Genomic DNA, 11,748 nt, shown 5'->3' with positions numbered 1-11,748 from the left:
CGGCGGTCCTTGCGCAACCTCAGGCGGGGAAGCCGTCGCCGTCGAGCGTGGCGCGGCCCGGCAGGTCGCCCTTGGTGGGCGCGTTGTCCTTCGAGCGGCACGAGCAGCAGCGCCGATGCCCGTCGTTGTCCGGCCCCAGGTACCTGCCGCAGTGGTCGATGCCGTGCGGTGTGCCGATGCCGAGGGAGGAGTGGGCGTGGGTTCGCTGCTCGCCCTGAACGCGTAGGGGCGGGCGCGAGGCGGCGTTCGAAGCGGTAGCCACCGGTCGATGCCGGGAAGCCGCTGTCCGGTCCGCCGCTTCGGGGGCGGTGCCATGGGTATCCGCCGACAGCTCCCCCGGCGGGCAGGCCGGCGGTGGTGCCCGGGACCTGAGGGTGACCGGGCCGGCGGCGCGGGGTGGGGACGGTGCCCATGATGACCTCTTCGGCGTGCGGAGGGGCGTGGCGGACGCGGGCGGTAAGGCGAGATCAGCCGATGGGCAGCGCCCCCAGCAGCAACCCGGCAACGAGCACCACATACGTGCCGAGGGTCACGGCCGTGGTGGAGATCACGGTGGCGGCCAACGGTTGGCGGACCAACTGATATGCGATGAGGCCGGGCACGATGAAGCCCAGGGTCTGGGCGGTGTACAGAAGCGGGAACTCGTGCTGGAGCGCGAGCAGCACCGTGGTCTGGAGCAGCACCGCGGACAGCACCACGGCGGCGAACAGCCGCTTCCCGTAAAGGATCACATGGCGCTGCAGGACCTTGGTCGCGACGAAGGTGAGCGCGGTGACGCCGATCACCATTGCGGCTCGGACGACATCGGTGACGAGGGTCAGCGCCAGCCAGCCGGGGGTGATCATGCCGCCGGGAGAGAGGTTGGTGGTCAGATAGCAGACCAGCGAGAAGACCAGTCCGAGGGCTATCCCCAGCGCGATGGTCTGCGGAGTGACGTTGACGGGGATCACAGCGAGTTCCTTGTCGGCTGGTACAGGGCGTCGGCAGGGGCAGAGGCGGGGCTGGGGATATACGGGCCGGGCACGGGGCGGTTCAGCGACGCCACCCAGCTGTACGGCTCCGGCTCGGGCGGGTGCGCGACCGGAAGCGGCTCGTCGGCGTCGTCGGAGGGCAGCTTGCCGAGGTGCTCCAGGAACAGCTCGCCCTGGCCGTGGATATTGCCGACGGCCACCAGCGAGGAATCCGGGCCCAGTTCGGCGAGGATGGCGCGGGTCAAGTCCTGTGCGTCGCGCCGGTCGCCGCCCAGGTCCACCGCCCGGCCCGACCAGCCCGGCGGGATGCCGTCGCGGGCGCTCTTGGTCGGATGCCCGATGAGGAAGACCGTCTCCGGGTCCAGGTCGGGGACGATCGCTCCCATCTGCCCATTGCGTTCGACCCGGTCCGGGCGGCAGTTGATGACCACGTTCAGCGGGCGGCGGATCGCACCGAGTTCCGCCAGCTGACGGACGTTCATCAACGTCGACTCGGGATCGTTGGCGGCGAAGACATTGGCGAAGCGCAGCCGTTTGCCGTCCGGTGTGCGGTAGCGCTCGACGGAGAGCACGCCTGGGTCCGGCGGCGCGCCCCACATACCGCGCAGTGCGGTCGCCCGGTCCACACCGAGGAGTTCGGCCACTGCCAGCGCGATGGCGACGTTCTCCTTGAAGGTGAACCAACTGAACCCGCGCAGCTCCTCATCCGTGACCGACTCCGGATCCACCGCGATCAGGCGGCACCTCCGTTTGTCCGCCTCCTCCTTGAGAATGTGCAGCCGCTCCTGCTCGGCGGTGACACAGACCCCTCCGACCGGCATCGACCGGGACAGCGAGCGAGCCACATCGTCCAACGTCGGCCCCATTTCGGCGAGATGATCCTCGCGAACGTTGCACAGCACGCCGATGGTGGAACGGATCAGCTTCTCCTGGTTGATCTCCTGAAGTGCAGGCATCACCGCCATGCACTCGATGACCAGAGCGTCCGGCCGGTATGCCGCCGCGCGCCGGACGATGCCGATCTGCTCGACGACGTTGGCGATGCCCAACTTCCGGTACACCGGTTCCTCGGTGGCATCCGGGTGGATGAACCGGGCAGCGGTGCCGGTGGTCTTGGCCACGGTGACCAGACCACCGCCGCGCAGCGCCCCCGCGCACAGCCGCGTGATCGAGCTCTTGCCGCGAATGCCGTTGATCAGCACCCGAGTGGGGATCTGCGCCAGCGCGGCGTAGTGGCGACGCTGCTCCAGCACGCCGGCGACCAGCAGCACGGCACAGCTCAACAGCACCACAACATAGAGAAACAGCACGTCAGTTGGTCCTTCACTGTTGCGGCGGGCCGCCGCTTTGGAACGAGGGGGCAGGGACAGAGGCCACGTAAGCTCTCCCGCCGCCACGGTCCCGCTCCACCAGCGCCTGCCGGAGCAGTTCCAGACTGCGCGTGACCGAGCCGCACTCATCGTGGTGGACCGGGTACAGCACGGTGCGACGGTCACCGCCGGCCAGCCGCTCCGCCCATCCGGTGACGGCGCGCAGCGGCCTGACCACCACGATGTGCAGCCAGCTCAGGCATGCGACGCCCACGGACAGGGCGAGCAGACCGGCCAGCATGGTGCGCGCTTGCAGCTGATATGCCGCCAGTTTGAGCGCTGCGGCAGGCTCGGCGGAGACCACCCGCCAGCCGAGTCCGGCGACAGGCCCCTTCTGTGCCAGTGGCGCTGCGGCCGCGACCGACGGGCCCCCGCCCGGGGCCGTACCCGCGTGCAGTACTGCCGATGCCGGGCTGCCCACGCTGCCGGGCGCTGCCTCGGTCCTGGCCACCAGACGGGTGAGGCCCCGGTGGGGAAGAGGCTGGAAGGCTTGAAAGCCGACGCTCGCCGCGAGCACCCTGTGGCGCTCGTCGGTCAGCCACACACTGCCGAGCCCCTGCCGCGCAACCAGGGAGTTCAGCGCGTTCACGCCGATCTCGGCGACGACGACGGCCCCGGCCGGGACGGCGTCCTTGGCGTTCCTGGCCTTCCGGGCCGCCGGGATCTGGGCGTAAGCGGCGATCGCGGGGATCGTGCCCGACGTGTTGACCTGGGTGATTCCGTCGCCGGCTGGCGCATGGTCGAGGGTGCGCAGTGGCTGCTTGCCCACCCGCAGCACGATGGCTCCGGTGCGGTCCAGCACATACAGCGACCGGAACGTGGGGTGGTCGGCGTGTTCGCGCCGCAGCGCCTCCGTCGCCCGCTCGCGTGACGCACCGGAGAGGGCTGACGCCGCCGCCGCGAGGTCGGTGCAGCTCCGGCCGAGGGACCGCCGCACCCGGTCAGCGGCGGCCTCGGTGCGTGCCTGCTGGTCGGCGACGGCGGCTGCCGGTACGGCCTTGGCTGCCGGTACGCGGTTCAGCAGGAACAGCAGCGGCATTCCCCACGCGGCGATCACGAGTACGCAGACGAGGACCAGAGCCCGCACACCGGGGCGGCGCCGCACCGGCCGCACGGGCTCCGGGCCCGTCTCGCCGAGCAGTTGGCGGCGTATCGACTCCAGTGCCCGGCCGACCCTGGCGGGCTCGCCGAACGCGCCAACCGGCACCGGCCGCGCCAACTCCTCGCGGTCGCCGGGTATTTCGGCGACGGCCCTGGCCAGCCGGGCAGCGGACAGGTGCAGCCGCAGCAGCGTACGCTGCATGCTGCCCCACAGCACCAGGGTGACCAGCACGGCGATCACCACCAGCGCACCCGCGGCCACGAGGGCAAACCACGTATGGTCGGCTCCCTCCTTCGCCGGCGGCACATCCCTGACCGTGAGGACAGTCAGCCCCAGGCCGGAGGTGTCGTCCTTACCGTCCGCCGCGGCGACCGAGGCCCACCCCGTGACCCTGCGCAGCCCTTTGAGACCCTCACCGAGCACGCTGCCCGAGACGTCGCCGGTGTGGAGACCGGCGTTCGCGGCGTTCGCCGCAGCGGCAGGCAGAGCGCGGTGGTCGGTACGGGGCGCCAGGGCCGTGCCGGTGGTGGCGGCGGTGGCAAGCACCTTTCCGTTCCGGTCCACCAGGTGACCGGTGCGTCCGTCTCCGTACACCGCTGGAGCAACGACCTTTTCCGAGACGACAAGCAGGAGTTCGCGTTCCTCAGCGCCCTGACCCCCTCTCAGGTCGCCTGCCTGATCGTGGTTCTCGTCCTGCTGCTTGGCGCCCGGAGCGGGGACGGCCACCCGGGCGAAGAGCAACAGCCGCGGTTCGCCACGGCCCGAAAGGACCAGTCGGGGCGCGATGTTCGCGGTATCGGGCCGCACCAGCGCCGCCACATCCACCCCGGTCAGCGGCACCGTTTCGCCACTGGCCGCCAGCGGTCTGCGGGTGCGCGGGTCGAGCAGCACACCGCCCCCCGCAGGGTGCCCGGTCGGGTGAAGGGACCGCAGGAGTGCCACCGGAGCGCTGCTGCCGGCGGGCGCGTCCGACGCCGCAGCGCGGCGCACTGCCGTGGCTCTTGCGTTGATGGAGGTCCCGACCGAGTCGGCGGCATCCTCGGCGATCTGGCGTTCCGCGTCGCGTAAGGCCTGGGGGACATCCTGTTCGTGAACGGTACCGAGACCGAGTGCGGTGAACGCGGCAACTGCCAGCAGGGCGCAGAGCAGTGCGGCGATCGGTGGGCGGACGCCTCCGAGCAGAGGCATGTCGGCACGGCGTCGGGTGCGGTGCGGACGGGGCGCGCGGGCAACAGCGTGCAGGACAGCGTCCTCTCGGCATGTGGGGGATGGCCGTGCGGCAACTCGCCCAGTATGAATACGGGGAGCACAGGATAATCACAAGTCTGTTCGTGCTGGGCCCCTGTATACCGGCTCACAGGAACTGCGCTCAACTCGCCCTTGGGAGAGGTCGCTTATAAATCTCCGATCTCACCCCGGCGTGGCGCAATTCCCAACCCCCCTGCCGACCAGGGCGATTGACCGCACGTTCCCCGTCCGCATTCGCCGCGTCACGCACAGTCGCGGGGCCGCTCAAGACCGCCCCCGAAACTGCCCCTTCGCGAGGAATCCGCAAACCCACAGGGGATGGTTGGCGAGGCTCAGCGATCACGAACTGACGCGTAACAAAAACGCTCAGTGAAAACGCGAGCAACGCCGGCGAATTCTGGACCCGATGACCACCATCCGGCGATGGCGTGAATCAGCCATCTCCCGCAGAAGCCTCCTGACCGGGGACGGTGCCCCGTCAGCCACCGCGCCGAGGCAACGGAACAGCCGCTCATGTCGACCCCTTGCCGGCTTGGGCCTTTGCTGCTGCGACTGGTTCCCAGAGGATGTCGAGTTGTCAAGCATTGACAACTTCCACCGGCCGCACCAGGGTATTTCTCCCGCACGTGCCCCGTGTCGGCACCCGAGGCCGCTCAACTCGGTGGCCTACTCCACGAGCGCCGACAGACCGTTCCCAGCGCGTATACGTCCAGGGAAATGGCCGGTCACAGAGGCCCGGCAACGGACGGGGCACGAAGCCGACACCATGTATTTCCGGACGCGTCAGCAGCGCCCAACTCACCAACCGCCATGGACATAACTCCCGGCACAATCAGAGGGGTTGGCGCGACCATGGCAAATTGCCTATACGATGATCGCCGGCCGATCGCCGATCACGTGGCGATCACCACCATGGAGGGGGCTGTCCATGAAACACGCACGAAGGCGCCAGAGCCGGTTGCGCACCCGGGTCGCCGGCACCACAGGACTACTGACCCTCGCCCTGGGCGCCGGGATCGCGCCGGCTACCGCCGCGGAGAAGACCACCACTGCGCCCATGACCACGGCAGCGTCCCCGGATACAGCGGCATCCTCGGACACAGCAGCGCCCTTGAACACGGCGCCGGCCCCGGGCGAGCTGACTCTGCCCGCCCCGACCGGACGCCATCGCGTCGGAACGGTCGACCTCCACCTGCGCGACTCGACACGCGCGGATCCGTGGGTGCCCGGAAACCAGCCGCGCGAGCTGATGGTCTCGGTGTGGTACCCGGCCACGGACACCGACCGCTATCCCGCCGCGCCCTGGCTGCAACCCGCCGCCGCCGCACATTATTTGGCCCGCTCGCAGGTGCCGCCGGGCTCGGTGACCCTGCCCACCACTGCCGGGCACATCGGCGCACCGGTTGACCGCGGGGCCGGCAAACTGCCGGTGCTGCTGTACTCGACCGGGCTCCACTCGCCCCGCGCGATGGGCACCGCACTCGCTCAGGACCTGGCCAGTCGCGGCTACATGGTCGTCACCATCGACCACACCCACGATGCCAGCGAGGTGGAGTTCCCCGGCGGGCGGCTTGAGGTGAACACCATGCCGCCGGGTTCCCACTCGTCCGACACGATCGCCGTCCGGGCGGCGGACACCCACTTCGTCATCAACCAGCTGGCGTCGCTCGCCCGCGGCCACAACCCGGACGTGGACCACAAGCCGCTCCCCCGCGGGCTGTCCAAGGCCGTGAACGTGAACCGCATCGGGATGTTCGGCGCTTCCCTTGGCGGAGGAGCGGTGCCCGCAGCCATGCACACGGACTCCAGGATCGATGCCGGCGCAAACCTGGACGGCCAATTCTTCGGGCCGTCGATCAACCAGCCGCTCAAACGCCCCTTCCTGCTGTTCAGTTCCCAGAACCACAACCGCAACACCGACCGGAGCTGGGCGAAGTTCTGGGACCACCTGCACGGAGAGCGGCTCGACCTGAAACTGCTCGGCTCCGGGCACAACTCCTTCGTTGACAACCAGGTCCTCCTCCCCCAGGCAGCGGGCGCGTTCCGGCTGACCCCTGAGCAACTGGTGCAGATTCTCGGCACGATCGACCCCAACCGCTCCATCGGGATCCAACGCACCTACCTCGCGGCCTTCTTCGACAAGCATCTGCGCCACCGGCACAGCCGCCTGCTCGACGGTCCCTCGCGCCATTTCCCGGAGATCGACTTCGTGCGCTGAACGCCGTTCCGATGCCGTTGCGGCAGGTCCGGCCAAGCCGTAAGACTGCGAGTGCAGATGCGGGCCCGGAACGCGGACGGTCGCCAGGCGGGTATGAGGAGATTCATGGCCAGGCGGCTCGGTATCTCGCCGCCCTCGTGTTGCTCATAGTCACCCCCGTCCTTCCTAAGGCTCTCCAGCTCACTGCCGGTGCTGAGACGGCTCCGCCGCCGTACCCGACGCGAACCGACTGCCGCATCAAGGGCATCCAGCCGGACTTCTGGTCCGGCAAGGACGAGGTCGCCGGCAACAACGCCGGCGGCGTGTCCATGAACCTCGTCCGGGCGGACTGGGAACGGAGCGCCGAGGCGGCCCCGTGCGCTGCCGGTGAGCAGGCGTTCGACGGCCGCTGCTTCACCGTCCGGCCCGAGGTGGACTCGACCATCAAGGAGTGGACCGACCGCGGCCTGGTGGTCACCGCCATCGTCTACGGCACGCCCGGCTGGGCCCGTCAGGGCCGACCCTGCGAGCCCGCACCCGGCTACGAGTGGTTCTGCGTACCCAACGACCCTGCCGACTTCGGACGATTCGCCGGAATGCTGGCCCGGCGTCACGACGGCCCCCACGGGAACGGCCGGATCGCCGACTTCGTGATCAACAACGAGGTCAACACCACCACGTGGTTCAACATCGGCTGCGGCCGGGGCAAGCCCTGACACCGCGCGATGGCTCGATCAGATCGCGGCAAACTGCAACGCCGCCTACGACCGCGTCACCGCCCAGCAGCCCAACAGCCCAACAGCCCACCGCCAAGGTACTGACCTCACTGGACCACCACTTCGGTACGGCATACGACCGCCCCTCCGACCACGACGCGACGCTGTCCGGCATGACCGTGCTCAAGGGCCTGGCCGCCCGGACGGGATCGCGCCAATGGCGCGTCGCCTACCACCCCTGCGCCCCGGACCTGTTCACATCTGCCTTCTCTGCCGACGACTTCCCCAAGGGCACCTACGGCAACATCGGCGTAGTGGTGGGCCGGCTGCGCCAGCAGTTCCCGCACCCCCTCCGCCTGCACGATCCAGCTCACCGAGAGCGGCATCAACTCCGGAGACCAGCCCAGCGAGTCACAACAGGCCGCAGCCGTGTGCGACTCCTTCCGCAATGTGCTCGGCACGCCGGGCATCGAGAGCTACAGCTGCCACCGGATGCAGGACCACCCCGCCGAGGGCGGCCTCAAGCTCGGCCTCCGGAGGCAGGACGGCTCGGCCAAGCCCGCGTGGTCCACTTGGGCGCCGGCCAACCGCAACGACCTGCCCTCGCCCCAGCTCTCCTGCGGCTTCGGGCACCTGCCTTACACGCTCCTTGGCCGCGGCTACGGTCCCGACCGGGGACACGTCGCCTCCTCCCGGCTGCTTCCGCCCGGATTCACCGGCGAGCAGAGCTGGAAGCTGCTGCGTCACCAGGCGCCCGGCACGGTCATGCGAGGGCCACACCAGGGAGTCCGTGCTCGGCTACGCGTTCGCGTAACACCTCCCGAACCTGGCTGGGACCGGCCCTGACAGACAGACAGTCATCGTGAGGGCTCCCATGACACGGGACTGATCGTCGCCCAGAGGCGCTGGGCGACGAGAGCGCACGGTACGGGCATACGCCGCCTCTCACCACGCTACGAACGCCATCCCCGCAACTACCTGGCCTTCCTCGGCCTCGCCGCAGCCCTCACCTGCTACATGCGACTGACCGAACTCACCATGTAGGACACGCTCTTGGCCTCCGCGGGCACGGGACACTCACAGCCAGCCTCGTCTACCTGCGCTGACGGGGCGTGAGGCGGACAACCTGCTGGCCTTCGGCGGGCTCCAGGCGCTGCTTTCGCGGGCGCGGCAGCACCGGAGCAGGGCCACCAGGGAGCAGCCTTACGGCGCAGACTCCAGTACCTCTAACCCGTTATCGACTTGCTGCGGGGGGGGCTGGTCAGTCGTCTGCGCGGAGTGTCCGTGCGAGTGCGGAGCGGTGGGTCGGTTTCGCGTCGCTGTAACGCTTGTGGCCTTCGTCGGTGAGGACGACGAAGATGCCGCGGCGGTCGAGATCACACATGACGCGCTCGACGAGGCCGCCTCGTTCCAGCCTGGCGACCAGCCGGGATGCGGCGCTCTGGCTCAGGTGCACCACGTTGGTGAGGTCCTGGCCCCGGCACTTGCCGTGGTCGGAGGAAGCGAGGAGTTCGAGTGCCTCGAACTCGCTGACGCTGATGCCGTGCTGTGCCTGCAAATCGTGCTCAAGAGCGTTGTGCACAGCGGCATGACGGGCGAGAAGCCCATGCCACTCCTCGACCAATTCCTGCTCCGTGCCACCGATCATGGGGCCAAGGATAGCATGCGCCAGCATTTGATGCATCAAGATTAAATGCGCTTGCATTCGATGCGTGTGCATGCGAGAGTCGCGGCATGACTTCGTCCGCACCACTGTCCGCCACCACATCCACGTGGAACGCAAAACTCTGGGGAGTTCTACTCACGGTCTCCCTCGTCATCGGCCTCGACGCGCTCGACGTCTCGATGGTGGGCGTCGCACTCCCCTCCATCCAGGCCGACTTGGGCCTGTCCACCAGCGCGCTGCAGTGGATCGTCAGCGGCTATGTCCTCAGCTACGGCGGGCTGCTGCTGCTTGGTGGACGCGCCGCCGACCTGCTCGGACGCCGCCGGGTGTTCCTGACCGCGGTAGCCGTGTTCGCCGCCGCCTCCGTGCTCGGCGGCCTGGTCGACGACGGAACCCTGCTGATCGCCACCCGCATACTCAAGGGCATGGCGGCGGCGTTCACCGCGCCTGCCGCGCTGTCCATCGTCACCACCACGTTCGCCGAAGGGCCCGCGCGCAATAGGGCGCTGGGCGTCTTCTCCGTCTTCGGAGCCAGTGGCTACTCGGCCGGCTTGGTGCTCTCCGGCCTGCTGACCCAGGTCGGCTGGCGGTGGACGTTCTTCCTGCCGGTGCCGGTCGCGGTGATCGCGTGGATCGCGGCCAGCCGCCTGCTGCCCAAGGACGGCCCCCGCTCCTCCGGCGGCTACGACATCCCCGGCGCGATCACCTCGGTCGGTGCGATGCTGCTGCTCGTCTACACCGTCGTGGAGGCGCCGGAGGCCGGCTGGGCCGCACCGAACACACTGATCCAGTTCGCGGTCGCCGCGGCGCTGCTGCTCGCCTTCATCCTCATCGAACGCCGCAGTGCGCATCCGCTGGTCCGTCTCGGCATCCTCCGCTCGGGCTCGTTGGCACGGGCCAACCTGGGCATATCGGTGTTCTTCGGCGGCTACATCGGCTTCCAGTTCGTGGTCATGCTCTACTTCCAGTCGGTGCTGCAGTGGTCGGCGATCCAGACCGCGTTCGGGTTCCTTCCGGCCGCACTGATCGTCGCCTTCGGCTCGCCGCAGATGGAGCCCCTGATCGCACGGCTTGGCACCTCGCGCACCATCGCGGGCGGTGTCCTCGCTCACCTCATCGGGTACGTGCTCTTCCTCGTCATCGACCGGGACGCCCCGTACGTCGTCGGTGTGCTGCCCAGCATGATCCTGCTCGGTATCGGGTTCACCCTGGCCTTCGCGTCCTTCAACATCCAGGCCACCGCCGGCATCCCGGACCATGAGCAGGGCCTGGCCGGCGGCCTGCTGAACACCTCGACGCAGGTCGGCGGCGCGATCGGACTCGCCATCGTCACCGCGGTCCTCACCGCCGGCGGCGAAGGCAAGACCGGCCCCGACGCCCTGCTCGCCGGCTTCACCCCGGCGCTGCTCACGGTCACTGTCCTCTCGGCCATCGGCCTGCTCATCGGACTGTCAGGAGTGCTCGGACGGCGCAAGATCGACAAGCCGGCGGACGAGTCGGCGCAGAAGTCATCGGACGAGCCGGAGCTCGCCCTCGTCGACTAAGGCCTGTCCGGTGGATCGTTGCCCTGTCCCGCCCCTTCCCGTGACCAGGGGCTCCGCCCTTGGCCCACGGGGTCTGGAGTGCAGCCCCAGTTTCGGGAAGGTGGGGGTCCCCAGCCCACCAGGGCTGGGCACTGTCCGATGGGTCGTGTGACCCGGCCGGCGTTCACATCGTTCCTGCCGGTGTGCGGCGGGGTGATCTGTCGATCAAGAGTGGGCTCGACCGGGGCCGTATCTGCCGAAGCAGGTGGGGCGGGGCGGGCGCTGGAAGAGCCATCGCAGGGTGATCAACGGCATTCCCTTCCGGTTGAGGACCGGTACCCCATGGCGGGATCTTCCGGCACGGTTCGGGAAGCGGAAGACGGTTTTACGACCGCCATCGCCGGTGGTCGACGGATGGCACGTGGGAGAAGGTTCTGCGGGCAGTCTTGGGCGACGCGGATACGGAAGGCCGGATTTACCGGAGCATGGTCAGCGTGGATTCGAGTTCCTGCCCGGCCCATCAGCACTCCGCAGGCGCCCGCACTGCGCGCCCCGCATCCCTCGCAGACGCGGTCGGCCTGTTCATCACCGTCCCGACGAGGCCCTGGGTCGTTCCCGGGGCGGACTCAGCTGCAAGATTTATTTGGCCGGCGAGGGCGGCCGACATCCACTCGCCTTCGTTATCACCCCAGGTCAGCGGGGTGATGCCCTGCAATTGATCCCGGTCCTCGACCGTATCCGTGTCCCGCGTCCGAGTGGCGGGCATCCGCGCCCCCACGCCCTCCCGGCGCAGCCGGTCACCCCGCCAACCGACTGGTGCTCGGCGCCCGCCGAACTGCGCCGGGCCGCCGCCTTCCTCGGCCCATGGATCGGCAGGCCCCTACGCGGCCGCTCCTCCGGCGACGGCCGCACGGCCGAGCGCCCACAGCTGCTGCCGGTCCATGCCGCCTGCCCG

9 protein-coding genes and 2 pseudogenes are annotated in these 11,748 nt (G+C 69.2%); 6 read left to right on the top strand and 5 right to left on the bottom strand.

Features of this window, described 5'->3' with window-relative positions:
• Window positions 1-19 precede the first annotated feature (19 nt).
• From DY245_RS01865 to DY245_RS01850, 4 genes are all read right to left on the bottom strand, one after another.
• The gene (locus tag DY245_RS01865; protein ID WP_128502733.1) at window positions 20-262 is read right to left on the bottom strand and encodes a hypothetical protein; all 243 of its coding nucleotides are present in this window, start codon (window positions 260-262) and stop codon (window positions 20-22) included.
• A gap of 205 nt (window positions 263-467) precedes the next feature.
• Entirely contained in the window at window positions 468-950 is a 483-nt protein-coding gene (locus tag DY245_RS01860; RefSeq protein ID WP_128502730.1) for a poly-gamma-glutamate biosynthesis protein PgsC/CapC, read from the bottom strand.
• Window positions 947-2,281 (bottom strand): poly-gamma-glutamate synthase PgsB, encoded by a 1,335-nt coding sequence (gene pgsB, locus DY245_RS01855; RefSeq protein ID WP_128502726.1) that lies wholly within the window; start codon window positions 2,279-2,281, stop codon window positions 947-949. The genes DY245_RS01860 and pgsB overlap by 4 nt, the downstream gene beginning before the upstream one ends.
• A 13-nt stretch (window positions 2,282-2,294) precedes the next feature.
• Window positions 2,295-4,631 carry a HAMP domain-containing protein gene (locus tag DY245_RS01850; RefSeq protein WP_128502722.1) on the bottom strand — a complete coding sequence of 779 codons (2,337 nt, stop codon included), beginning with the start codon at window positions 4,629-4,631 and terminating at the stop codon, window positions 2,295-2,297.
• A 988-nt stretch (window positions 4,632-5,619) separates the two neighbouring features.
• On the opposite strand from DY245_RS01850, the gene DY245_RS01845 reads away from it, so the two are divergent.
• From DY245_RS01845 to DY245_RS45085, 4 genes and pseudogenes are all read left to right on the top strand, one after another.
• Window positions 5,620-6,909: an alpha/beta hydrolase family protein gene (locus tag DY245_RS01845; protein WP_128502719.1), complete on the top strand. Its 1,290-nt coding sequence runs from the start codon at window positions 5,620-5,622 to the stop codon at window positions 6,907-6,909.
• Window positions 6,910-7,046: 137 nt separating this feature from the next.
• Window positions 7,047-7,604 carry a hypothetical protein gene (locus tag DY245_RS44065; RefSeq protein ID WP_181923474.1) on the top strand — a complete coding sequence of 186 codons (558 nt, stop codon included), beginning with the start codon at window positions 7,047-7,049 and terminating at the stop codon, window positions 7,602-7,604.
• 363 nt (window positions 7,605-7,967) lie between these two features.
• Entirely contained in the window at window positions 7,968-8,450 is a 483-nt protein-coding gene (locus DY245_RS44060) for a DUF5722 domain-containing protein (protein ID WP_220377846.1), read from the top strand.
• Between the two features lie 45 nt (window positions 8,451-8,495).
• Window positions 8,496-8,648: pseudogene (locus DY245_RS45085) on the top strand (IS5/IS1182 family transposase); the annotation flags it as partial.
• 217 nt (window positions 8,649-8,865) lie between these two features.
• Here the strand turns inward: DY245_RS45085 and DY245_RS01835 are convergent.
• Window positions 8,866-9,252 (bottom strand): MarR family winged helix-turn-helix transcriptional regulator, encoded by a 387-nt coding sequence (locus tag DY245_RS01835; protein WP_128502715.1) that lies wholly within the window; start codon window positions 9,250-9,252, stop codon window positions 8,866-8,868.
• 86 nt (window positions 9,253-9,338) lie between these two features.
• Here DY245_RS01835 and DY245_RS01830 point away from each other — a divergent pair, with 86 nt between their 5' ends.
• Window positions 9,339-10,814, top strand: coding sequence for an MFS transporter (locus DY245_RS01830; protein WP_128502713.1), 1,476 nt, complete (start codon window positions 9,339-9,341; stop codon window positions 10,812-10,814).
• 182 nt (window positions 10,815-10,996) lie between these two features.
• Window positions 10,997-11,720, top strand: a pseudogene (locus tag DY245_RS01825) (IS5 family transposase); the annotation flags it as partial.
• Between the last annotated feature and the right edge of the window lie 28 nt (window positions 11,721-11,748).

The sequence above is a fragment of the Streptomyces inhibens genome (assembly GCF_003389455.1).
In the GTDB taxonomy this organism is placed as follows: domain Bacteria; phylum Actinomycetota; class Actinomycetes; order Streptomycetales; family Streptomycetaceae; genus Streptomyces; species Streptomyces inhibens.
This window is presented reverse-complemented; position numbering and strand designations above follow the sequence as displayed.

What these genes read in the sequence shown, in the direction of transcription:
- DY245_RS01830 (WP_128502713.1), top strand. Translation starts at nt 9,339, where the DNA reads ATGACTTCGTCCGCACCACTGTCCGCCACCACATCCACGTGGAACGCA.
- DY245_RS01845 (WP_128502719.1), top strand. Translation starts at nt 5,620, where the DNA reads ATGAAACACGCACGAAGGCGCCAGAGCCGGTTGCGCACCCGGGTCGCC.
- DY245_RS01850 (WP_128502722.1), bottom strand. Translation starts at nt 4,631, where the DNA reads ATGCCTCTGCTCGGAGGCGTCCGCCCACCGATCGCCGCACTGCTCTGC.
- DY245_RS01835 (WP_128502715.1), bottom strand. Translation starts at nt 9,252, where the DNA reads ATGATCGGTGGCACGGAGCAGGAATTGGTCGAGGAGTGGCATGGGCTT.